The organism is Parabacteroides sp. MSK.9.14 (assembly GCF_019041495.1).
In the GTDB taxonomy this organism is placed as follows: Bacteria; Bacteroidota; Bacteroidia; order Bacteroidales; family Tannerellaceae; genus Parabacteroides; species Parabacteroides merdae.
In genome coordinates, this window is sequence record NZ_JAHPXO010000005.1 from 78795 (window position 1) to 103158 (window position 24364).

15 protein-coding genes are annotated in these 24364 nt (G+C 47.0%); 10 read left to right on the top strand and 5 right to left on the bottom strand.

Features of this window, described 5'->3' with window-relative positions:
• The first annotated feature begins 71 nt into the window (after positions 1 to 71).
• The 4 genes from KTG12_RS04330 to KTG12_RS04345 all read left to right on the top strand — a co-directional run bounded on the left by KTG12_RS04330 (position 72) and on the right by KTG12_RS04345 (position 7720).
• Positions 72 to 3071 (top strand): tetratricopeptide repeat protein, encoded by a 3000-nt coding sequence (locus tag KTG12_RS04330; RefSeq protein ID WP_122298192.1) that lies wholly within the window; start codon positions 72 to 74, stop codon positions 3069 to 3071.
• Positions 3072 to 3080: 9 nt separating this feature from the next.
• Positions 3081 to 4832, top strand: coding sequence for a hypothetical protein (locus KTG12_RS04335; protein WP_022321813.1), 1752 nt, complete (start codon positions 3081 to 3083; stop codon positions 4830 to 4832).
• A 218-nt stretch (positions 4833 to 5050) separates the two neighbouring features.
• Complete coding sequence (locus KTG12_RS04340) at positions 5051 to 6379, top strand: MATE family efflux transporter (RefSeq protein ID WP_022321812.1); 1329 nt, start codon at positions 5051 to 5053, stop codon at positions 6377 to 6379.
• A 63-nt stretch (positions 6380 to 6442) separates the two neighbouring features.
• Complete coding sequence (locus tag KTG12_RS04345; RefSeq protein ID WP_022321811.1) at positions 6443 to 7720, top strand: O-acetylhomoserine aminocarboxypropyltransferase/cysteine synthase family protein; 1278 nt, start codon at positions 6443 to 6445, stop codon at positions 7718 to 7720.
• Between the two features lie 136 nt (positions 7721 to 7856).
• Here the strand turns inward: KTG12_RS04345 and KTG12_RS04350 are convergent, their stop codons facing one another.
• The 3 genes from KTG12_RS04350 to KTG12_RS04360 form a co-directional block, all read right to left on the bottom strand.
• Complete coding sequence (locus KTG12_RS04350) at positions 7857 to 9011, bottom strand: glycosyltransferase family protein (protein ID WP_155143693.1); 1155 nt, start codon at positions 9009 to 9011, stop codon at positions 7857 to 7859.
• Entirely contained in the window at positions 9008 to 9808 is an 801-nt protein-coding gene (locus KTG12_RS04355; RefSeq protein WP_122202841.1) for a UDP-2,3-diacylglucosamine diphosphatase, read from the bottom strand. The genes KTG12_RS04350 and KTG12_RS04355 overlap by 4 nt, the downstream gene beginning before the upstream one ends.
• Positions 9809 to 9935: 127 nt before the next feature.
• Positions 9936 to 12092 carry a translation factor GTPase family protein gene (locus KTG12_RS04360; protein ID WP_022321809.1) on the bottom strand — a complete coding sequence of 719 codons (2157 nt, stop codon included), beginning with the start codon at positions 12090 to 12092 and terminating at the stop codon, positions 9936 to 9938.
• 214 nt (positions 12093 to 12306) lie between these two features.
• Here KTG12_RS04360 and hemW point away from each other — a divergent pair, with 214 nt between their 5' ends.
• The 3 genes from hemW to KTG12_RS04375 all read left to right on the top strand — a co-directional run bounded on the left by hemW (position 12307) and on the right by KTG12_RS04375 (position 14346).
• Complete coding sequence (gene hemW / locus KTG12_RS04365) at positions 12307 to 13434, top strand: radical SAM family heme chaperone HemW (protein WP_005648175.1); 1128 nt, start codon at positions 12307 to 12309, stop codon at positions 13432 to 13434.
• Positions 13435 to 13607: 173 nt separating this feature from the next.
• Complete coding sequence (locus KTG12_RS04370; RefSeq protein ID WP_008154394.1) at positions 13608 to 14183, top strand: zeta toxin family protein; 576 nt, start codon at positions 13608 to 13610, stop codon at positions 14181 to 14183.
• The gene (locus KTG12_RS04375; RefSeq protein ID WP_005637232.1) at positions 14176 to 14346 is read left to right on the top strand and encodes a hypothetical protein; all 171 of its coding nucleotides are present in this window, start codon (positions 14176 to 14178) and stop codon (positions 14344 to 14346) included. Before KTG12_RS04370 ends, KTG12_RS04375 begins: the two co-directional genes overlap by 8 nt.
• Positions 14347 to 14937: 591 nt before the next feature.
• Here KTG12_RS04375 and KTG12_RS04380 read toward each other — a convergent pair.
• Both KTG12_RS04380 and KTG12_RS04385 read right to left on the bottom strand, forming a co-directional pair.
• On the bottom strand, positions 14938 to 15297 hold the full coding sequence (locus tag KTG12_RS04380; protein ID WP_005637239.1) for a hypothetical protein: 360 nt from the start codon (positions 15295 to 15297) through the stop codon (positions 14938 to 14940).
• A gap of 468 nt (positions 15298 to 15765) precedes the next feature.
• The gene (locus tag KTG12_RS04385; protein WP_173022984.1) at positions 15766 to 16902 is read right to left on the bottom strand and encodes an aldose epimerase family protein; all 1137 of its coding nucleotides are present in this window, start codon (positions 16900 to 16902) and stop codon (positions 15766 to 15768) included.
• A gap of 136 nt (positions 16903 to 17038) precedes the next feature.
• Here KTG12_RS04385 and KTG12_RS04390 point away from each other — a divergent pair, with 136 nt between their 5' ends.
• The 3 genes from KTG12_RS04390 to KTG12_RS04400 all read left to right on the top strand — a co-directional run bounded on the left by KTG12_RS04390 (position 17039) and on the right by KTG12_RS04400 (position 24260).
• The gene (locus KTG12_RS04390) at positions 17039 to 17833 is read left to right on the top strand and encodes a thymidylate synthase (protein WP_005637244.1); all 795 of its coding nucleotides are present in this window, start codon (positions 17039 to 17041) and stop codon (positions 17831 to 17833) included.
• A 111-nt stretch (positions 17834 to 17944) separates the two neighbouring features.
• Complete coding sequence (locus KTG12_RS04395) at positions 17945 to 18442, top strand: dihydrofolate reductase (RefSeq protein ID WP_005648179.1); 498 nt, start codon at positions 17945 to 17947, stop codon at positions 18440 to 18442.
• Between the two features lie 133 nt (positions 18443 to 18575).
• The gene (locus tag KTG12_RS04400) at positions 18576 to 24260 is read left to right on the top strand and encodes an alpha-2-macroglobulin (protein WP_155143691.1); all 5685 of its coding nucleotides are present in this window, start codon (positions 18576 to 18578) and stop codon (positions 24258 to 24260) included.
• Positions 24261 to 24364 lie beyond the last annotated feature (104 nt).

Sequence of the window (24364 nt, forward strand, 5' to 3'; positions counted from 1 at the left end):
TATATTTGCAACTTAGAACCAACATATACCGTTATATTTATATATATCTGTATTATAAAAGCTAAGGAGTGATGAAAAGAATACTTATTCCACTGTGCATAGTGGTGGGGAGTCATGTCGCATACGGGCAGCGGTCGTACCAGTTTGATGCACCGGATCGCCTATTTGTAGAAGGGAAAGAGTTGTTTAGTTTAAAAAATTATGCCGGTTGCATTGACAAGTTGGAGGCTTACAAACAGCATTCCACGAATGCCGACCTGATCCAAGAGGCAGACTATATGCTGGTCTATGCCGCTTATGAACAGGGACGCCCTAATGCAGACGAGTTGCTAAAAGACTATCTGGAAGAATATCCAGCTTCCCGCCATAGCGACGAGATCGGTTACATGATCGGTTCCGTACATTTCGAACGCGGTGAATATGAAAAAGCTATTTTCTGGTTCAACGAAGCCGATATCGACATGTTAAGTCCCGAACAGCAGGAGGCTTATTCTTTCCGTCTGGCTTATTCGCTGTTGCAGACCGGTGAGATGGAAAAAGCCCGCGGCTACTTCGCACGGATCGAGCAGGTCGGAGACAAATATAAGGAAGCCTCGACCTATTATGTCGCCTACATCGACTACGCGATGGGGAATTACAACAATGCTCTGATCGAGTTTTCCCGTCTGAAAGAGAGCCCGAAATACCGCGAGCAGTCGCAATACTACATCGCACAGATTTATTTTATCCAGAGCAAATACGAAAAGGTGGTGAAAGAAGGTGAAGAGCTTCTCTCTCTATATCCCGATAGCAAGAACAACAGCGAGATGTACCGGATCGTTGGTGATTCATATTATCATTTAGGCGACCAGGAAAAAGCGATCCGGATGTTGAGCAAATATGTTTCATCTACGGAAAACCCGCTCCGCAGCGATCTGTACATTTTAGGTGTATGCTACTTCAATAAAGGGAATTACAGCAATACGGTCAACGCCCTGAGCCGGACCGTACGCCAGAACGACGAGCTGACACAGAACGCCTATCTCTATCTCGGACAGTCTTACCTGAAGTTAGGCGACAAAAACAATGCCCGCATGGCATTCGAGGCTGCTGCCACCTCTTCATTCGACAAACAGATAAAGGAAGTCGCCATGTACAACTACGCATTGCTCATCCACGAAACGGCATTTACAGGGTTCGGCGAGTCGGTGACGATCTTCGAAGACTTCCTGAACGATTTCCCTAACTCGCAATACGCAGACAAGGTGAACGACTATCTGGTCGAAGTCTACCTGACTACCAAAAACTACGAAGCCGCTTTGAAATCAATCAACAAGATCAAACATCCGAGCACCAAGATACTGGAAGCCAAACAGGACATCCTTTTCCAACTCGGAACACAGGCTTTTGCCAATGTCAAGCTGGATGACGCCGTTAGTTTGTTCAGCCAGGCAATCCAGCTCGGTTCTTATAATATGGAAGCCCGCAACGACGCCTATTTCTGGCGTGGCGAATCCTACTACCGCATGGGAGAATATGAAAACGCGATATCGGACTATCGCACGTATCTGAACAATACGCGCCAGCGCAATACGGACATGTATGCTCTGGCTTATTATAACTTAGGTTACAGCTATTTCAAACTGCGGGATTACAGTGCGGCCCTGAACCGTTTCCGCCAATATGTCGACCTGGAAAGTAACCGGCAGGCCGCTTCTTTGGCTGACGCTTACAACCGTATCGGCGATTGCCTGTATCAGAACCGCCAGTTCAGTCTGGCAGAAGAAAACTATTCACGTGCAGTCCAGTTGTCTCCTTCCGCTGGCGATTACTCGATCTACCAGAAAGGATTCCTGTTAGGGTTGCAGAAAGACTATAAAGGCAAGATCAGCGCAATGGACCGCCTGATCAGCGAATATCCGGAATCGCAATATGTAGACGATGCGTTGTTCGAGAAAGGACGCTCTTATGTCTTGCTCGAAAACAGCTCTTCCGCCGCACAGGCGTTCGAAAAGCTGATCCGCGAATTTCCTCAGAGCAGCCTGGCACGTAAAGCAGGCATCCAGCTCGGTTTACTATACTACAACGACAACCAGCCGGAAAAGGCGCTCGCCGCCTACAAGCAGGTGATCAGCAATTATCCGGGTAGCGAAGAAGCTAAAATCGCATTGCAGGATTTGAAGTCTGTTTATATCGATCTCAACGATATCAATGCTTATGCCAGCTATGTGAACTCCATAGGCGGCAACATCCGCTTGGAAGTAGGCGAACAGGATTCGCTGACCTATATCGCCGCCGAAAAACTCTTCATGCGCGGTGACAACGACGGTGCTCGCCGTAGCCTGATCAACTACCTGCAAACATTCCCCGAAGGGGCGTTCAGTTCGAATGCCAACTTCTACTTAGGTAGCATCGCTTTTGCCAAGAAAGAGTTCGACGAAGCCATCCAACGGTTCAAATCGGTCATTGCCAGCGGCGACACCAAGTTCCTCGAAGAATCGGTTGCCCGCACGGCCGAAATCGAATACCTGAGCAAAGATTATCCGGCCGCATTGGAAAGCTTCAAACGCTTGCTGATCGTAGCCGAGAATCCGGAGAACAGACAGGCCGCCCGTTTAGGCATCATGCGCTGCGCCTTGCAGACGGGACAGCAAAAGGATGCCCTTCTGGCGGCAGACGAATTGCTGAAAGAACCGAAGCTCTCTCCTGAACTGGAAGCCGAAGCCCGTTACGTACGTGCTAAAGCCTATATCGCCCAAAAAAAGGCGAACAAGGCGCTTGCCGACCTGAAAGAATTGAGCAAAGATACCCGTACGGTACACGGTGCGGAGGCCAAATATCTGTTGGCCCAACTATATTACGATACCAACGATGACAAGAATGCCGAAAAGGTGCTCATGAACTTCATTGAGAACGGTACGCCTCACCAATACTGGCTGGCTCGCGGATTTATCCTGCTGGCCGACATCTATATCCGCCAGGGTGATGACTTCCAGGCTCGTCAATACCTCACCAGCCTGCAGAACAATTATAAAGGTGACGACGATATCGCCGGTATGATAGAAAATAGATTGGGTAAACTTAAGAACTAAGAAAAAGTGATGAAGACAATATACAACATCAAAGCACTGTGTGTGATGGCCCTGTTAGGGAGTGTCGCAACCGTCAGCGCACAGGAAGACAAAACGAAGGAAAAAAACCTGAACCGGGAAATGACGCTTGAACGCGAATACGACCCGACCGTACAGGATGCCAGCAAAGTGAACACATTGCCGGTCATCAAAGGACCGGTTGTCAAGAAGAAGGCGATCGACTACGCGACTTTCACCGTCCCCGCCGATCCGGAGAAGGAGATCAGCCTCCTGCCTTCAGGCAATATCATGACGGATATCCAGTACAACAAACGCCGCGGTTATTTCAACTTCGGCGGCGGTACGTATCTGAACCTGAACGGCGACTTAGGCTACCACATCCTGAGCACGGACAAGGATAAGCTGAATATCTGGTTCTCCCATCGTTCGACGAACGGGAAGGTGAAATATATCGATACGGACTTCGACAAGGTTAAGGCCAAATTGAATGATAACTTAGGTGGACTCAACTTCAAACACGCATTTGAAAAACTATCGTTGAACATGGGGATCAAATACGGATACTCCGCATTCAATTACTATGGGCTACCGGTTTACAGTCCCGAATCATCAGTAACATTAGTTCCGGAAAATTTCGACCGTGAGACCAATCAGGTAAACCAGACTATCCAGGCAAAGATCGGAGTCGAATCGAAAGAAGACGCTCCTGTCGGCTATCTGTTAGATCTTGGATATACCAACTTCTCCCATAAATATGCGTTAAGCAAGGAGCAGGACGGACCTACGGAACATACGTTCGACGTAAAGTTTGATTTGAACGCCCGTTTCGGCGGTGAACAGCGCATCGGATTAGGAGGAAACGTAGAATACTTCAATTACAGCCTGCCGACAATGGGCGGACAGGAATATCTGGAATTTGAAAACCATGCCGAAGCAACTCTTTCGCCTTATTACAAAGTGTCGGGAGACAATTGGAATTTGAAGTTAGGTGCGAACATCATGTTCGTGACCGGTGACAACAGCAAATTTATGGCCTCCCCGAATATTACGGCTGACGTGGAAGTTGCCGATAAAACCGAGCTTTACCTGGTTGCCGGTGGCAAACTCTACTCAAACAGCATGTACGAAATTTCGCAGGTCAACCGCTATATCAACCCGACGATGGAGCTGCTTCCTTCCCGTAACTATCTGGATGGGACGGTCGGTATCAGAAGCGGTATCGCTCCCGGTTTCTGGTTCGATGTATTCGGGGGATATAAGATCACGAGTGATGAAGTTTTCTTTGCTCCGACGCTCCTTGCTCCAAGTGCGCAAGGCGATATTTTTGCTAATACCAGTAGAGCTTTGCAAGCAAATGCAAAACATGCGTTCGGCGGTGTCAATCTGAAATATAGCTATCAGCAATTATTCGACATCAACCTGAAAGGTGTCTACAATAGTTGGAACGTCGACGATATCGAAGATGCTTACGGCAAACCCGAAATGGAATTGACAGCCGGCATCACCGTCCGTCCGATCAGCCAAGTAACTGCTTCTTTGGATTATTATTTAGCAACCGGCCGCAAGACGTTCTTAGGAAGATCGGAAGGTGAAAAGATGAAAAACATCAACGAACTCAACCTGACCGGAACTTACACCCTAAACGACACCTTCGGGCTGTATCTGAAACTGAACAACGTCCTGTTCCAGAAATACGAACTCTATTACGGCTATCCGATGCAGAGTTTCAGCGCGATGATCGGGGTAAACATCAATTTCTGATACTAATTTTTATCCGTACAGCCTGCCGCCACTCGCGACAGGCTGTTTTTGTTTATAGAGAAGCTGGCATGAGACATGCGAGGCTGTTTTCCAACAAAAACATCCCGGCATGAGGCATGTAGAGGCTGTTTTCAGGCAAAAGCTCCCCGGCATGCTGCATGCCGACATCTTTTCAGCGGAAAACATCGTATCTTTGTCCCCGAATTAAATAAACAAACATGCAAGGAACAAAAAATCTGACAGAAGGGCCTATTAAAAAGCAACTGTTCAACCTGGCGCTTCCCATCATGGGAACCTCGTTTATACAAATGGCCTACAGTATCACCGATATGGCCTGGGTAGGGCGTCTGGGTAGCGAAGCGGTAGCCGCTATCGGAGCTGTCGGTATCCTGACGTGGATGACGACTTCGATCTCCTATCTGAATAAAGTGGGTTCGGAAGTCAGCGTGGCACAAAGCATCGGAGCCCGTGAGGAAGATGATGCCCGCGCCTTTGCCTCCCACAACCTGACGATCGCCCTCATGATTTCCGTCTGTTGGGGATTCCTGTTGTTCGTCCTGGCAAATCCGATCATCAGTTTCTTCAAGCTCGACACAGAAATTTCCGGCACAGCAGTATCTTATCTCAAGATCGTGGCAACCGGGTTTCCGTTCATTTTCTTGGCAGCCGCCTGTACCGGAATTTATAATGCGGCTGGACTAAGTAAAATCCCGTTCTACGTCAGCGGTAGCGGATTGATCATGAATATGGTACTCGATCCGTTGTTTATATTCGGGTTTGGAATGGGAACAAACGGAGCGGCTTGTGCGACTTGGTTGTCGGAAGCGACCGTACTGGCCATCTTTATCTATTACCTGAAAAAGAAAAACCGGCTATTCGGAGGATTCCCGTTCTTCATCCGGTTGAAAAGCCGCTACAGCAGACGAATCTTTCAGTTGGGGCTTCCCGTAGCACTGCTAAACAGTCTGTTTGCCGTTATCAACCTGATGATGGCACGCACGGCCTCCACCTATGGCGGACACATCGGACTGATGACGATGACAGCCGGCGGACAGATCGAAGCGATCGCCTGGAATACCTCGCAAGGATTCAGCACGGCTCTAAGCACGTTCGTGGCGCAAAACTTTGCCGCCCGGAAAAAAGAACGTGTCCTGGGTGCTTACCATACGACACTGAAAATGACTGCCCTGTTCGGAATCTTCTGTACGTTGCTTTTCGTGTTCTTCGGCAGCGAAGTATTCTCACTGATCATACCCGAAAAGGCCGCTTATGAGGCAGGAGGCGTTTTCCTTCGCATCGACGGCTACTCTATGTTGTTCATGATGCTGGAAATAACAATGCAGGGATTATTTTACGGTACGGGCCGCACGCTCCCACCCGCCATCATCAGCATCACGTTCAACAGCCTTCGTATCCCGATGGCGATCGGGTTGACAGCAATGGGACTGGGCATCACCGGTGTCTGGTGGGCAATCAGCATTTCCAGTATGCTGAAAGGGATCGTCGCATTCATTTGGTTCCGTATTTTACAGAAGAAGATATTGTGATACAAACAAACTATTCCTTATTTTTGCCGGATAATAACAAATACATAGTAAAACATTATCATAATGAACAATTCATTAAAGCTGGAAACCCTCTGCGTGCAGGGAGGCTGGCAACCGAAAAAGGGAGAACCGCGCGTCCTGCCCATCTATCAGAGCACGACATTCAAGTATGACACCAGCGAACAGATGGCCAAACTGTTCGACCTGGAAGAGAGCGGATATTTCTATACCCGCCTGCAAAACCCGACAAACGATGCTGTCGCAGCCAAGATCGCCGTTTTGGAAGGTGGCGTAGGCGCCATGCTGACATCTTCCGGACAGGCAGCCAATTTCTATGCCGTATTCAACATCTGCCAGGCCGGCGATCATATGGTCTGCTCGTCCACGATCTACGGTGGAACGTTCAACCTGTTCGGCGTGACAATGAAGAAATTGGGCATCGAAGTGACATTCGTCGACCCTGATGCTTCGGAAGAAGAAATATCGGCTGCTTTCCGTCCGAACACAAAGGCTTTGTTTGGCGAAACCTTGTCCAATCCGGGCATGAGTGTGCTCGATATCGAAAAGTTTGCCCGTATCGCCCACAGTCATGGTGTGCCTCTGATCGTGGATAACACATTCGCTACGCCGATCAACTGCCGCCCGTTCGAATGGGGAGCCGATATCGTGACGCATTCTACAACCAAGTATATGGACGGCCATGCGACAAGCGTAGGCGGTGCGGTTGTGGACAGCGGCAATTTCGACTGGGATGCACATGCCGACAAATTCCCCGGCCTGACAACCCCGGACGAATCCTATCACGGCCTGACCTACACAAAAGCTTTCGGCAAGATGGCTTATATGACAAAGGCAACGGCACAGTTGATGCGTGACTTAGGTTCCATCCAGGCTCCGATGAACGCCTTCCTCTTGAATTTAGGACTCGAAACCTTGCACCTGCGTATGCCTCAACATTGCAAGAACGCCCAGCAGGTTGCCGAATGGCTCGAAGCAAACGAGCAGGTCGCTTGGGTGAACTTCCCCGGATTAAAGAGCAACAAATATTACGATCTGGCACAAAAATACATGCCGAACGGGACTTGTGGCGTGATCGCTTTCGGCCTGAAAGGTTCCCGCGAAGATGCGATCCGCTTTATGGATAACCTGAAGATGATCTGCATCGTGACCCACGTAGCGGACGCCCGTACCTGCGTCCTCCACCCCGCCAGCCATACGCACCGCCAGTTGACGGACGAACAGCTGATCGAAGCAGGCGTAGCTCCCGACCTGATCCGCCTGTCTGTCGGCATCGAAAATGCAAATGACATCATTGCGGATATCGAGCAGGCGTTGAAATAGTATATAAGAATATTTGAACCTTAAAATGATGATCTATCGGTGAATTAACAGACAATGCGCAGCCTTGTCTGTTTGCCCACCGATAGATCTTTTTTCATGTTTCAAATCTGTCAAATCATGAATCAATAAACCGCCATCAAATCGATAACAATTTTCCAAACCGGTATATCCAACGAGTAGACAAGCGATGCCATAGGGAAGCAGGTGTTTCCTCCATCAATAAGTCCGGGCGGAACTCACGCAGGATTAACCAATCCGCCTGCTTCACCCAATGAGAAAAAGCAAGATCCGGCTGATGCGTTTGCGACAGTTGCAACAAAGCATCCAGATCGAACCGATCCGCAATAACGCCGGCCCCGGCATGAACGGCATCAAAAGCATTACAAGCTTGTTCAATATGTGTCGGAACCATCAGAACAGGCTTACCCAAATACATCGCTTCACAAACAGACTCGAACCCAGCAGTCGTGGCATACGCCCTCGCTCCTGCCATATAACGGACAAACAGTGTATCATTCAATTGATGGAAAGAAAGACGGGAATCAACTTTAACTTCAGGAAGCACCTCTTTTTTATCCCAAAAGATATGCAGTTCGACACTCGGATGTACCTTATGCCAGGAACATATCTCTTCACCAAATCCACTATTCAATAAATAGCCATGCAGATAATCCCCTTTTGTCGGTGTCATTTCTAAAACCTCCTTACGCAAAAGAGGAGGAACCACCACGATCCCGTCGGCCGGAACCTCCCGCATCTTACGGAAAGATAACGCCAACTTCTTAGCAGCTCCGATAGCCGTAATGCGGGTAAAGAACTTCAAGGAAGCAAGCGACAGACGATTTTCTTTCGGAAAAGTAAAGTCCGGATGCAGGAATAAGTACTGGTGCGCAATGCAGACCATGACAGCTTTCGGCCGGCAAAACAGGTAAGTAAGTCCGGTCAACAGCTCATAAAAGTTTATGACCACATCTGCTCCTGTCTCCTTTATCATCCGGTTGATATACCGGATACTCGACATATATTTGTGCAACCGGAAAACATTATAAGCTACGCTTTTGACCAGGTTGACCTGTTTATTTTGGGCGGAAGGCAGGAAGTTGGGACTTTCAAACGGATAGACAGGCGCTTCGATCTTCTTGCTAAAGAAATCTGGAAGACGGCGGGCAGGACTTTTGCCAACCAGGACACCAACCACCTGATGGCCTTCGTCCGTCAGCTTCTGACGGAGAGAAAGTGCCTGAGTCAGATGTCCCCGGCCTTCACCCTGTATGATAAACAATATTTTCATATCACTTCGGCATAGTGTAAACAGGAAGGTAGCATTTCATCCGCCGTGTATCCCTCCCTATTATAAGAAACAATATTCCATTCACCTTGTTCATTTTCGACAAGAGCCGTAAGGCTTTCCACCCAATCACCGGAATTCAGATAATGAATATTCCCGTACCAAACATTAGCTGCCTGATGAATATGCCCGCAGATAATACCGTCCAGTTTCTTCGCTTCCGCCAGCTTAACCAGCTCCTTTTCGAAATCGGAGATATAAGAAACAGCACTTTTCACCTTATGTTTGACATGCTGGGAAAGTGAAAAGTAAGGCTTTCCAGCTTTCTCTCTACGCTGGTTGTATATACGGTTCAGCCACAACAGGAAAGTATAGCCCATATCTCCCAACATCGCCAACCAGCGCATATTCGTCGTAACCGTATCGAAGATATCCCCATGTGTCACCAGATAGCGCTTCCCGTGCGTATTCAGAATATAATCTTTCACGATAGAGAGGTTGGAAAAGGTAAACGGAACCAGGTTGTCCAGAAAATCGTCGTGATTCCCACGGACATAGATAATCTCCGTTCCCTGCTTTTCCATCATCTTCATCAGGACTTTAAAGAAATCGGTATGTTGTTGTTTCCAGCGGCGACCTGATTTCCGGAGTTGCCAACCATCGATGATATCGCCGTTCAGTATCAGACGGCCACAGTTAACATGTTTAAGGAAATTCGTCACTTCTTCGGTTCGGGAATGTTCAGAACCCAGGTGAATGTCCGACAGGACAATGGTTGGATAATACTTTCTCAGTTTCATGTTGTTTCTATTAACACGATACAAAAAAACGTACTTCATATTACGGCATTGCAACAGCCATATGAAAAAACAATGAAGGCCACTCCTTCACAGGGGCAGCCTTCATACAATTTATAGAAAATCCAAATCAATCTTCTGCCTGAGTTGCCTCGTAAGCTTTTAACAGCTTGTCCTGGACATCCGACGGAACCAATTCATAGCTGGAGAACTTCATGGTAAATGAAGCACGTCCACCTGTGATGGAACTCAAAGATGTCGAGTACGAAGACATCTCTTTCAAAGGCACTTTTGCCAATAGCTTTTCGTAGCCTTTTTCACTATTCATACCCATAATGATGGCGCGACGTCCCTGCAGGTCACTCATCACGTCGCCCAGATAATCAGCCGGAACCGATACTTCTACATCATAAACAGGTTCCAGAATCTTAGGACCGGCTTCTTTAAAAGCGGTACTGAAAGCATTACGGCCTGCCAGCATGAAAGAAATTTCATTACTGTCTACCGGGTGCATCTTTCCATCATAGACGATGATGCGCACGTCACGGGCATACGACCCGGTCAACGGTCCCTGCTCCATACGAGCCATAATACCTTTCAAGATAGCCGGCAGGAAACGGGCATCGATGGCTCCACCAACGATACTGTTAACAAACACCAGCTTTCCACCCCAGTCCAAATCTATAGTCTGCGTATCACGTACGCTGATTTTATACTCTTGTCCGCCAAAACGATATGTATCCGGTGCCGGCATACCTTCGTAGTACGGTTCGACGATCAGATGAACTTCACCGAACTGCCCCGCACCACCTGACTGTTTTTTATGGCGGTAGTCCGCACGGGCTGCTTTCGTGATCGTTTCACGATACGGGATCTTCGGTTCGTAGAATTCGATCGGCAATTTATCATTGTTCTCGATTCTCCATTTCAACGTACGAAGATGGAATTCTCCCTGGCCGGAAACGATCGTCTGCTTCAATTCCTTGGACTGTTCGATTATCCACGTCGGATCCTCTTCACGCATACGCATCAAGATTTCCATCATCTTTTCAGCATCTGCTTCATTAACCGGCTTCACGGCACGACGATATTTCGGGTCCGGATATTTGATAAAGTCGAAACGATAATCGCATCCCTTACCATTCAATGTGTTACCACGACGAACATCCTTCAGCTTAACGGTAGCACCGATATCTCCAGCAACCATTTCGGTCACGGCGTTACGGGTTTGTCCGGCAACAGAGAACAACTGCGCGATACGCTCCTTCGAACCACGATCGGCATTCAACAAATCGTCACCTTCTTTTACCTTACCTGATATCACCTTAAAATAAGAAACCTGACCGATATGCGGCTCTACAGTCGTCTTGAAGAAGAACAAACTGGTCGGTCCGTTGGAGTCGGGAGTCACTTCCACACCCTCTGTCGTAACCGGGCGAGGCATCTTATCCGTACAAGGAACGACATTACCTAAGAATTCAAGCGTACGACGAACGCACATGTCACGGCCCGCGCATACGCAGAATACCGGGAACATCCCCCGGATAACGAGACCGGCGCGAATACCGGCACGCATATCGTCTTCACTCAATGTACCTTCTTCAAAGAATTTTTCCATCAACATATCGTCATGTTCGGCAGCCGATTCGACCAATGCCTTGTGAAGTTCCATCGCCTTATCCATTTCTTCCGCCGGAATTTCCAACACTTCGGGAACACCACCTTCAGGTTTCCAACGATACATCTTCATTTTCAACACATCGACAACCGCATTGAAAGACGAACCCGTAGAAACCGGATACTGAATAGGAACAACCTTACCTCCCCATTGTTCACGCAGCTGGGCGATTGTCCCATCATAATCAGCTTTATCGTTATCCAGTTGGTTCACAACAAAGATAACCGGCTTATGAAATTGTTCTGTATACCGGAACTGGTTGATTGTACCGACTTCCACGCCGTACTGGGCATTCAGTACCATCAGTGCCGTGTCTGTCACGTTCAGAGCGGAAACTGCACCGCCGATAAAATCGTCTGAACCCGGACAATCAATGAAATTCAACTTTCTGTCCTGCCATTCTACACTGAAAACGGTCGAGAATACCGAGTAACCATACTCCTTCTCAACCGGGAAATAATCGCTCACAGTGTTTCCAGACTCCACACTTCCGCGACGTTTTATAACTCCACCCTCGTAAAGCATCGCTTCAGCGAGAGTGGTTTTCCCAGAGCCCGAACTTCCCAAGATAGAGATGTTCTTAATTTCGTTTGTTTGGTATACTTTCATGATATCAAGGTATTAATTTGTGTTTAACAATAAAGATTGCCCCGAAAACCCTTTTCATTCACGGGACCGCAAATTAGAGATTGTAAAGGAGAAAAACAATTTCAAATCCAGTGTTTGAGAACTATGTTGTTTAACAGTTCAAAGATAAAGAGCGGAAAGAAAGACAGATAGAGATAAAAGTTGCTATCTTTGTATCGTTAAAAAGCAGAACTAAGTGGCAGGTTTATATATCCATATTCCCTTTTGCGCCAAACGATGCCTGTATTGCGACTTCTTTTCCAATACGGATATGAAGTTCAAAGAGCCGTATATCGATGCAGCTATCCGGGAGATGGAATTACGTCAGGAATATATAGGAGGGGAACCTCTTGACACCATTTATTTCGGAGGCGGTACGCCCTCCCAACTTCAACAGGCCGACTTCGAACGGATATTCGAGGCTGCGGACCGCTTGTTCGGCACAAGCTCATGCACAGAAATTACGCTGGAAGCCAATCCTGACGATATGACACCGGAATACGTCGCTTCTCTCCGCAACCTGCCCTTCAACCGGATCAGTATGGGAGTACAAAGTTTCAAAGAAAAAGACCTCCGTTTCCTGAACCGGCGCCATGACCGCGAACAGGCTTTGCGCGCAGTCGGGCTTTGCAAAGAAAACGGCATCCAAAACATAAGCATCGACTTGATATACGGGTTGCCCGGACAGACCTTGGAAGAGTGGCAAGAGAATCTGGATGACGCGATCCGTCTGGAAATTCCCCATATATCAGCCTACCACTTAATATATGAAGAAGGGACAGCCCTATATAAATTGATGGAAGCCGGGAAAGTGACTCCTATAGAAGAAGACTTGAGCGTCACCCTTTTCTCCACCTTAATCAATCGGCTGACCGAAGCCGGATATCTCCATTACGAGATTTCCAATTTTGGCCGTCCCGGTTATTTTTCCCGGCACAACAGTTCCTATTGGACCGGCACGAAATATATAGGCATCGGACCTTCCGCCCATTCCTATAATGGAGAAAGCCGGCAATGGAACATATCTTCCCTTCCCCGCTACTTACAAGGGATCAAGGCAGGCATTCCCGATATAGAGATAGAAGAATTGGACATCAACACAAAATACAACGACTTCATCATCACCGGACTACGCACAATGTGGGGAATCCGGACAGCTGATATCCGGGAGCGGTTCGGAGAAGAAAAGCAAACCTATCTCGAACAGCAGGCAGCTACCTATTTGCGTCAAGGGTTGCTTATCCGTGAAAACGACACTTTAACCCTCTCGAAAAAAGGCATTTTCATCTCAGACGGTATAATGAGCGACCTTTTATGGGTATAAAGGTATGCTGCAGACATTTGACAAAGCCATTAAATTACACCAAACCGCCTGTTTTTACAACGAACTGAGGGGTTATCCGTACATTTTCTGCACATTTTTACTATTTTTGAGAATAAAATTAACCAACATATTAAACTATTATCTATATTTGCCCCAACAAAAGACAGTAAGTAGTGCCATATCTATACATAATATCGGGATGCAACGGAGCAGGAAAAACGACAGCTTCCTTCACAATTCTTCCAGAGATGTTGAAGTGTAAAGAGTTCGTAAATTCCGACGAGATTGCCAAGGGGCTTTCCCCTTTTAATTCTGATAGTATCGCGGTAGCCGTTGAAGCCAGTCGTATTATGTATAAACGCATTAAAGAACTAATCGCTTCAGGCGAAACGTTTGCTATGGAAACTACACTGGCCACCCGTTCAGGCGCAAACCTGATTCGGGAAGCACAAAGGGAAGGGTATTATGTGACATTGTTATATTTCTGGCTGAACACACCGGATCTGGCAGTGGAGCGAGTAAAAATGAGAGTGGCCGCCGGAGGACATAACATTCCGGAGAGTACTATCCGCCGTCGTTACGAGGCAGGTATTCACAATCTCTTTGAACTATATATCCCCATTTGTGATTATTGGATGATTGCAGACAACTCCATGTCACCGATGGAAGTAATCGCCAAAGGTTTCAGGAGTGATAAAAAAGAGATATATAATTCGGATATTTATACAAAACTTGAGCATCATGAGTGAACAAGAAGTTAGAGAATTTGAAGAGAATATAGTTAAAGGTGCCAATATCGCATTCCAGCGATTAGTAAACCAGAAAAAGAAAGAAGACGGTGAATTAGTCTTCTCGCGCAACGGATACATCTTCCGCGTAAAAGCTGCTGATTTGGAAAAAGGGATGTTTTAACTATTATATTGGATATACAAAAAGGCTGGTGAATCAGATTCATCAGCCTTTTTTTGTATCCGGACATTTCCCCATCCCCATTATATGATTGCTGTTGATTCTGACCGCAATATGTTGAATACGACTAAAAACGGCCGATTCCTTTTTATCGTTTTTCCAAGATTCTCTATCACTCTATCACATTTTGCTTCGTAAGCATTGATAAACAATAAGAGCAAGAGTGATACATGCCTGATCCATGTATCACTCCTATGTCACACTTGTATCACTCTCCCTGACATTGAAACAGATAGCCGGTATTGTTTCAAACACGGAAGGAAACATGTCAATATACATTTGTAAGAAGGTTATTTCGTCAACATAAGATACTTTTTTGCAGAAAACAAGCAGGAAAAGAGCGGAAAGCAAGCAGAAATGTTCAGAAACACCCCCATCTTCCGGCTTTCTACACCCGGATGTAGCCACTCTCTACATCCGGATGTTCGGGACGGCTACACCCGGACGCACAGAGTCTTTTCATACTGACTAATTGTAATTAAGATACTTATCCGACAAGAAAAGACTATATGTATCATCCAAACATGAATAGAGTTATTCCGTCCGGCTGATCGTCAATATCTCGGAAAACGATATCGGCCATTCGATTGCATTCATCAATGTTTCGAATGCAATCCTTAAATTAAGAGAAACAGGGGTGTGTCCGGAATAAAGATCACATACAGTCAATGCAAGCAACATCTTTTTATTATAATGCATCCCCTTCAAAGTAACCAAACTGGACAATACCGAAACGGAGCGTGCCCCTTCAAAGTCAGAATCGGTAATATCCGTTTTATCTCTCAACGATTGATAATGTCGGCAGCCCTTTATGTCGGCACTTGTGCCCATAGCTTCCACAATATCCAATAATACGCAACAGATTGCAATTCTTTCCGATTCTTCTGAGCTCATACTCAAATTATGGTGCCGCCCTGCTCCCCTATGTTTGGCATCTATATTAATTAAAAAGCGTGGGAACTGTTAATCTACTATTTTGAAACTGAGGTATCGCCAAACACCCATCGGACAAATAATAAACAACAGCCCACGCTTTATTCTATATACACAAGTATATATAACAAGCGTGAGCGTCCAGTTGTCTATTATCTTTGTCCGACTGGAAAGTTGGCGATTTTCAGTTCCAAAGATAATATCTTAAACGCTTAACGTTATCCATCGACAGAACAGCCGAAAAGTCAAAGCTTCGACAATCCTATGTCAATCGCAAAGATAGTGAAAAAAGGCAAACCATATTATTTACGAAGAAACATTAACAGATATAAATCAAAGATTTTTGGAAACAAAAAAAGGGCGGCCTTTTACTGCCGCCCCTCCAAGCATTCCGATTACCGGAAAGTTTCCCTAAAAATAATACGTATCCTACTTTTCAACCGTGAATTTATATATACACTCGCTGAAATACTTTTCGCCCGGACGCAGCACCACACTTGGGAAGCTCGGCTGGTTGGGAGAATCGGGATAATGTTGTGTTTCGAGACACAAAGCACCGCGATGCGGATAAATCACACCTAACTTTCCTTTATCTCCATCCTTCGTCATTGCGTTTCCGGCATAGAACTGGATACCCGGCTCGTTTGTGTACACTTCAAGGCCGATACCGCTCTTTGCAGAAACAGCCTTTGCAGCCAACACATTGATGTCGCAATTATTATTCAACACCCAGTTATGATCATAGCCTTTGCCTCTTACCAACTGATCGAACGGATCATCGATATGTGCGCCTACGGCAACAGACGTACGCAAATCCATCGGAGTTCCTTCTACCGGATCAAGCGTGCCGGTCGGGATCAATGTTTCATCAACCGGAACATAAGTATCTGCAGCAATCATAATAGAATGATCCAAGATCTGAGAACCCGGAACACCGGAAAGGTTGAAATAGCTATGGTTCGTCAGGTTCACGACAGTCGGTTTGTCCGTTGTAGCTTCGTATTTGATATCGACGGCATTGTCATTCGTCAATGTGTATGTGACTTTCAGGTTCAGATTTCCGGGGAAACCGGCTTCACCATCTTTGGAGAGATACGTCAATTCCACACTTTGGTCATTTACCTGTTTGGCATCCCAAACAACCGTATGGTAACCTTCCGGACCACCATGCAGGCAATGTCCGTTGTTATTCTGCGGAAGCTGGTACTCAACACCATCCAGCGTAAACTTGCCATTTGCAATACGGTTTCCATAACGACCGATCAACCCGCCGTAGTTATTGTTTGGATTGTCCACATACTGTTGGATATTATCGTATCCCAGGACGACATCCGTCATTTTGCCATTCTTGTCAGGAACCATAACCGATACCAGGCGCCCGCCCCAGTTTGTCACACAGGCCTCTGCACCATTCTGGTTCTTCAACACATATAATGCAGTCGGTTTTCCCTGTACTTCTGATACGAAATTAGATTTCATCAGTCCAGAAAGAGTGGCTTCCTCTTTTTTCTCAGTGCATGACAACAAAACACACATTGCCATGACAGCCATACATAGTCTCTTCATTTTCGATACTAATAAATTAATGTTTGTTAGATAGGCAACAAATATACGCTATTATTATCAAAAACAAACGATGCTGTAGAATAATGTTGCTTAATACAAATCACTTTCGTACATTTGTCTGTCATAATAGAGAAAAATGAAACAGTATTTAGAATTACTCGATCGTGTCCTCCGCGAAGGAGTCAAGAAAGAAGATCGGACAGGAACCGGTACATACAGTGTATTCGGACATCAGATGCGCTTCAACCTTGAAGACGGTTTTCCTCTGCTCACAACAAAGAAACTGCATTTGAAATCCATTATATACGAATTACTTTGGTTTCTTCAGGGCGATACAAATGCAAAATACCTGCAGGAACATGGAGTGAGGATTTGGAACGAGTGGGCAGATCCGGATGGAAACTTAGGACATATCTACGGCTTCCAATGGCGCTCATGGCCGGACTATAAAGGCGGCAATATCGATCAGATCAGTGAAGCGGTAGAGACAATCAAGCATAATCCGGATTCACGCCGTATCATCGTCAGCGCCTGGAATGTAGCAGACCTGGACAATATGAATCTGCCTCCCTGCCACGCTTTTTTCCAGTTTTATGTGGCAAACGGCCGCCTGAGCCTGCAAATGTACCAGCGCAGTGCCGATATTTTCTTAGGCGTACCTTTCAATATTGCCTCGTATGCCCTGTTATTACAGATGATGGCACAGGTAACCGGACTGAAAGCTGGAGATTTTGTCCATACGCTTGGTGACGCACATATTTACACGAACCATCTTGAACAGGTAAAGTTGCAACTGACACGCGATCCACGGCCTCTTCCCCGGATGGAAATCAACCCGGATGTAAAAGACATATTCGGTTTCCAGTACGAGGATTTCAACCTAACGGGATACGACCCTCATCCTCATATCAAGGGAGAAGTGGCCGTATAAGAGATTTATGATTTCAGATTTATGATTCATGAACTGCATATAGTCAGACCTCATAAACCATAAACTTGAAATCATAAATCATAAATTATAAATCATAAATCATAAATGGCAATGAGTACTATTTCAATTGTAGCAGCGATTTCCGACAACAATGCGATCGGGAAGAATCTGGGTCTGCTCTGGCACATGCCGGCAGACATGAAGCGTTTTAAAGACCTGACAACAGGACACGCCGTAATAATGGGGCGTAAAACTTTCGAATCTTTGCCAAAAGGCGGATTGCCCAACCGTAAAAATGTCGTGCTGACGACGATGCCTGAAGCAGGTTTCATCAATTGCTTTGCCTGCGAATCCATGCATGACGCACTGGATATCTGCGAAAAGGAAGAAAACATCTTCATCATCGGAGGTTCTCTGGTTTACAGACAAGGATTAGGGATTGCCGACAAGATGTATCTGACCCGTATTCACGGGGAGTTTCCGGATGCAGACGCATTTTTCCCGGTTGTCAACTGGGATCTGTGGGAAGAGGTGGAACGACAGGAATTTCCCGCTGACGAGAAAAATCCGTATCCTTACACATTCCTGACCTACGTCCGTAAAAAATAAAATTACTCCTAATTAACGGTAATTTTACAACTTTTTGCTCTTTCTTTGTATCTATATAAGAAACGGGTTCGGATTTATAATTTATGATTTATCAGTCATACTTCATAAATCCGAAATCATAAATCTGAAAGATATGAAGATAAGAGCAATTATTGTTTTAGCCCTGATCGTATGCGGAATAGTATCCACGATCTTCTACGTGAAAGCAAATCAGGTATCCACCAACGAAAAGGCTATCATAGAAGCCATCCAAACGAAAAACACTCCGGCATTGATCCAGGCGCTTATCAGCCGGATGAAAAATCAGCTGGAAAAAGACGTCAATACATTCCCCGAACTGATCAAAGAGGTGGAAACTTATGCCGGTACATGTCCCGACTCCGCATCTGTAGCCATACTCCACTCCATGATCGCGGAGATGTATAACAACTATTATATGCAAAACCGTTGGAACGTCAACCAGCGGACCGAACTGGCAGGCTATGTTCCCGATGATATCCAGGAATGGACCTCCAATCTGTTCAGAGAAAAGATCAAACAGGAACTGACGCTCTCTCTCCAACCGGCTCGGTTGCTGCAACAAACACCGATCAGCCAATATAACCTGATCCTGAAAAAAGGGAAAGACGCGCCTCAACTTCGCCCTACTCTATATGATTTCCTGGCTTTTCGGGCGATCGACATACAGCCGTCGGATAAATGGTATGAAGATGTGATCGACTTCCGCCGTACACAACCGGAGAAAAAAGCCTTATTGCTGGACGAACTGGACTACTGGCAATATAAATACGACAGCCAGTCTACAAACACCAACGACTACAGAAACACGTTGGACAGTTTGTATAATGTATACGGCAAAGAGCCGTTTGCCGCCGAAATACGCATTGCCGAGATGAATCTTCTCCAACGGGAACGTTATCAAGGCAACAAGGCTCACCAAGACTCCGTCCAGGCGCTCATTTATTCGCTCTGCAAAGAAAGTATCGCGCAATATCCCAAATACGACCGCATAAACGTTTTCAAGAACCAGTTAAACGAAATGGAAACGCCGGTCCTGAATATCCAATCCGACAACAATGTGTATCCGGGCAAGGACCTTACATTGCAAATCAAGTATGTCAACACACCCCGGTTAGTTGTGCGCATCTACAAAAGCCTTCGCCAGCCGGAAGATGCCTGGCGGAATTACGGCAAGAACAGTAAAAGCATGCGGGGAGAACTGGTAAAAGAGGTCACATTCAAGATGAATCTCGCCAACTCATACACCGAAGCCGATTCCACGCTGGCCATTCCGATGGACAGGTTGGGATTATACGAATATGTGATCACGGTTCCCGGCAAGCAGCTGACAGTCTCCAACCGTTTTAGCGTCAGCCGCCTGGCAGCCCTCACCCGCAGCCAGACCAACAACCCGGAAGTGCTTGTCACCGACCTCGAAAGCGGTAAACCGATCGAAGGGGCAACCGTTATCTATTACAAAACCAATATGATGAACGGAACCATCCAACGCCAGGGAGAAGTCAAAACTGACCAGTTGGGAATCGCCATTCTCCCGGCCAAAAAGAAGATCGAGCACATACGTCCGGTACTTCGCGAAGACTCCTCTTCCATCATCACAAATATATATCCTTACGGCACTTCCCGCTCCGGACAGGAAAAGGAGACAGTCGGTTTGTCACTCTTTACGGACCGGGGCATCTACCGGCCGGGGCAAAACGTATTCTTCAAAGGGATCGCTTATGTGAAAGATACGGACAACCCGCATGTCGTGGCTGGACGCTCCTATACCGTCACCCTGCGGGATGCCAACTATAAAGAAGTAGCCAGCAAAGAATTCAAGACCGACCGGTTCGGTTCCTTCAACGGAGAGTTCACCATCCCGGCACAGACTTTGAGCGGGAACTTCACGCTTGTCACAGAAAGGTCTCGTACGAATATCCGGGTAGAAGAATACAAACGCCCGACTTTCAAAGTCAGTTTCCTGCCGCTCAAGGAAGAGGTGTCTTTCGGCCATCCGGTGAAACTGACAGGTGAAGCACAAACTTTCTCCGGTATAAACTTGCAGGAAGGCGAAATAAACTGGACGATCACCCGTCGCCCGTTCTGGGCACGTTTTTATATGCCGGACCCGTTCGATTTTACATACAAGCAGGTGGCTAACGGAACGGCAAAAATTGACAATAAAGGAAACTTCACGATCTCCTTCATACCCGAACGGCCGGAAACTTCAGATATGCGCCCTGCCTTCCAGAGCTACGAAGTAACGGCAACCCTGACCGACAGCAAAGGAGAGACACAAGAGGCAAGCTATACCTTCTCCGTCGGCGATACAGGTATCCTGTTGGATATCCAAATGCTCGGAGAGGAAATGGAAAATGATTCCGCCAAGGCTGTGGTAACGGCCTATACCGTGAATAGGCAAAAAACATCTGCGGAAGGAAGTTACACGATTTATTCACTGTCGGACGAAAAGCCAGAAAAGGATATGTTCGGTGCAGACCGGTACAAAATCAATAAACTGGTGACTGTTGGAACTTTCATAACGGGATACGAAATATCACCTGCCGTATTCCGCGAACTTCCCGCCGGACGCTATCGCCTGGAAGTGAAATCGACCGACTCCAACGGAAAAGAAGTTTCCGCCAATCAGGATTTCATCTTGTACAACCGCCAGGATAAACGGCCACCCGTATTTATGCATACCTGGCTGGTTAATGAGCACACGACCTGTGCGCCGGGAGAAGAGGCCGCATTTATTTTCGGAACATCCGACAAAGACACACATATATTATATGAAATTTATACAGCAGACAATAAATGCACGGAACGCAAACTGATCCGGTTGAGCGATGAAAACCGGACATTCCGCATCCCGTTCAAAGAAACGGACGGGGAAGGTTTCACCGTGTCTTTCACATTTGTCAAAGACGGCAAGATGTATGTGAAACAAGTTCCGGTTCAACGCCGGCAACCGGATCGGAGATTGAATATCCAGGCAAAGACATTCCGTGACCACCTGCTGCCGGGAAGCAAGGAAAATTGGAAATTCCGTATTACGGATGCTGATTCCTTGACCGTCTCCGCTGAAGTTTTGGCTGGCATGTACGATGCTTCATTGGACAAGTTATTGCCTTTCAGCTGGTCTTTCTCTCCTAAAAGATATGTTTATCTGTATGCTCCTCGTTTTTCTGAAGGGACAGCATTCACAAACAGCAGCAGGTACGAAACAGGAGATCGGAAAAGATTGAACGTCCCACAGTTCCAATACGACCGACTCGACTGGCAGGACGTACTGAGAATCGGTTGGCAATATGAACAAAGCGAACGACGCTATGCAACCGGAGCCGTCATGAAATCAGGGACAGCACCGGCAATAACCGAAGTTCTCAACATCACCGAAGACAGTATGCCACTAGAAGAACCGGCAGTAAAAGCGTACCAGGGTGTCGCTAATATCATAGCAGAAGAAGAAGTGGAAGAAAATGGAACACCGTTCTTCCCGAACAAACCGGTCGAACTTCGTGAAAACTTTGCCGAAACCGCATTCTTCTATCCGGCCTTAGTGACCGACGAGGCAGGCGATGTAGCGTTCAGCTTCACGATGCCCGAAAGCAACACGACTTGGAAACTGCAACTGCTGGCCCAGACGGAAAACCTGAAATACGGCTACCTGTCCCGCGAAATCATCACCAGCAAACCGTTGATGGTAACCCCTAACCTTCCGCGCTTCCTGCGCCAGGGCGATGAAGTGACCATCACGGCGCAAATCAGCAACCAGTCGTCTGCCACTATGGACGGACGCGCCAGCCTGGAACTGTTCGATCCGGGCAACGGCCAGCCGGTGATCTGCCTCACCAAATCGCAGAAGCCTTTCACCTTGGGGGTTGACAGCACCACGACTGTCAACTGGTCATTCAAGGTTCCGGCCTCTTCGGACGGTGTTATCGGTTGCCGTATCATTGCCGACTCAGACAAGGGAAGCGACGGCGAACAGCATCTGATCCCGGTTCTGTCGAACGAGATATTGATAACGGAAAGCACCCCGTTCTACCTGTTCGACAAGAGCGAAGAAGTAATCCGCCCGAAAGACAACAAAAATATCCGTCCGTTCCGCACGACACTGGAGTTGACTGCCAACCCTATCTGGTACGCCGTACAGGCATTGCCGACCCTATCCCAACCGGAAAACGACAACGTCATTTCCTGGTTCGCCTCTTATTACAGTAACACTCTGGCGAGCAACATCGCCACCGCCCACCCGCGTATCCAGCAGGTCATCAGCCAGTGGAAAGCACAGGGCGGAAACGCCTCCACGCTCTATTCTAACCTGGAAAAAAATGCAGAACTGAAAAACATCCTTCTACAGGAAACACCCTGGGTATTGGAAGCAGACAATGAAACGGAACAAAAACAGCGTTTGTCCCTCCTTTTCGATATGAACCGGGCAGCAGGACAGCGGGAAACCGCCCTCCGACATCTTCTCGACCTGCAAACGCCGGATGGAGGTTGGGGTTGGTTCAAAGGCATGTATCCGAGCCAGGAGATCACACTCTATATTCTGAAAGGGATGAGCCAACTGACGGAGTTGAATGCAGTCGAATATAACCAGCAGGAAAAAGAGATGCAGATGAAAGCACTCAAATTCGTTGACAAACAAATCCAGTCCGATTATGAGGCATTACAAAAGATCAAGAACTGGCAGAAAAACGAAATTTCTCCATTGGAAATCGAATATCTGTTTGTCCGCAGCAATTACCGAGACATTCCGGAGTTGGGTTCGGCCCGTGAAGCAATCCGCTACTATACGAACCTGGCGGAAAAGCAGTGGGACAAACAATCCATCCACGGCAAAGGAGAAATAGGGTGGCTCATGTGGAGGAATGGAAATAAAGAGATTGCCGGAAAGATTATCACTTGGCTGCGTAAAACAGCTTCGACCTCTCCGGACAAAGGTATGTATTGGGCGAACAACCGGAGCAGAGCAAACGCCTTTGCCTCTCCGATCGACACCCATTGCCTGCTGATGGCTTTCTTCAATGAAGTTTCGCCCGACAAACAAGAAACAGATCGTATGAAACAATGGTTACTCAACCAGAAACAGACGCAGAACTGGAAATCCGTACCGGCAACGGTCAACGCTATTTATACTTTGCTTCTGACAGGCAGCAACTGGTTGGACACTGCCAACACTTGCACCGCCCAATGGGGCAAGCAAACCTATAGCACGACAAGCGGCGAATTGGCCACCGGCTATCTGAAAGTAACCATATCGGATGAAAAAGCGACCTCATCCGAAGGAACCTCCATCTCTATCCGGAAAGAAGGCTCGGCGCCTGCATGGGGAACTGTCTACGAGCAATACTTCCAGAACATCAACGAGGTAAAAAAACAGAAAGGCGTCCTGAACGTAGAAAAGCTGCTATTCGTAGAAACCAATAACGGGACTGAGCGGCAACTTCGTCCGGTCACCCCGGATGAACCGCTCAGTGTCGGCGACAAAGTGGTCGTCCGCCTTGTGGTCCGCACCGATCGCGAAATGGATTACGTCTTCCTGAAAGACCTCCGAGCCGGATGTTTTGAACCGGCAGACCAACTTTCCGGTTCTATCTATAGGGACGGGGTCTGGTATTACCAGTCGCCGACGGATGTTTCGGAGAATTTCTTCTTCGAACGCCTGCCCCAGGGGACTTTTGTACTGGAATATGCCGTATACGTGTCACGTACCGGTGAATATGCAGGAGGAATCAGTACGATCCAATGCCTGTACGCACCGGAATTCGTATCGCATACGGAAGGAAACATCATCAAGGTAGATTGAGTGAGACTCCCAGCGATGGCAAGTGCACACAAATCCGGTATCCCCGACTCGCGATGGAAGCAGAATTTTATTTTTTAAAGAAACTAATTCAGTAGTAAACATTA

Excerpts from the sequence above, each read along its gene's own strand:
- KTG12_RS04350 (WP_155143693.1), bottom strand. The coding sequence starts at position 9,011 with ATGAAAATATTGTTTATCATACAGGGTGAAGGCCGGGGACATCTGACT.
- KTG12_RS04345 (WP_022321811.1), top strand. The coding sequence starts at position 6,443 with ATGAACAATTCATTAAAGCTGGAAACCCTCTGCGTGCAGGGAGGCTGG.
- KTG12_RS04400 (WP_155143691.1), top strand. The coding sequence starts at position 18,576 with ATGAAGATAAGAGCAATTATTGTTTTAGCCCTGATCGTATGCGGAATA.
- KTG12_RS04375 (WP_005637232.1), top strand. The coding sequence starts at position 14,176 with ATGAGTGAACAAGAAGTTAGAGAATTTGAAGAGAATATAGTTAAAGGT.
- KTG12_RS04330 (WP_122298192.1), top strand. The coding sequence starts at position 72 with ATGAAAAGAATACTTATTCCACTGTGCATAGTGGTGGGGAGTCATGTC.
- KTG12_RS04340 (WP_022321812.1), top strand. The coding sequence starts at position 5,051 with ATGCAAGGAACAAAAAATCTGACAGAAGGGCCTATTAAAAAGCAACTG.
- KTG12_RS04360 (WP_022321809.1), bottom strand. The coding sequence starts at position 12,092 with ATGAAAGTATACCAAACAAACGAAATTAAGAACATCTCTATCTTGGGA.
- KTG12_RS04380 (WP_005637239.1), bottom strand. The coding sequence starts at position 15,297 with ATGAGCTCAGAAGAATCGGAAAGAATTGCAATCTGTTGCGTATTATTG.
- KTG12_RS04385 (WP_173022984.1), bottom strand. The coding sequence starts at position 16,902 with ATGAAGAGACTATGTATGGCTGTCATGGCAATGTGTGTTTTGTTGTCA.
- KTG12_RS04390 (WP_005637244.1), top strand. The coding sequence starts at position 17,039 with ATGAAACAGTATTTAGAATTACTCGATCGTGTCCTCCGCGAAGGAGTC.
- KTG12_RS04395 (WP_005648179.1), top strand. The coding sequence starts at position 17,945 with ATGAGTACTATTTCAATTGTAGCAGCGATTTCCGACAACAATGCGATC.
- KTG12_RS04355 (WP_122202841.1), bottom strand. The coding sequence starts at position 9,808 with ATGAAACTGAGAAAGTATTATCCAACCATTGTCCTGTCGGACATTCAC.
- KTG12_RS04335 (WP_022321813.1), top strand. The coding sequence starts at position 3,081 with ATGAAGACAATATACAACATCAAAGCACTGTGTGTGATGGCCCTGTTA.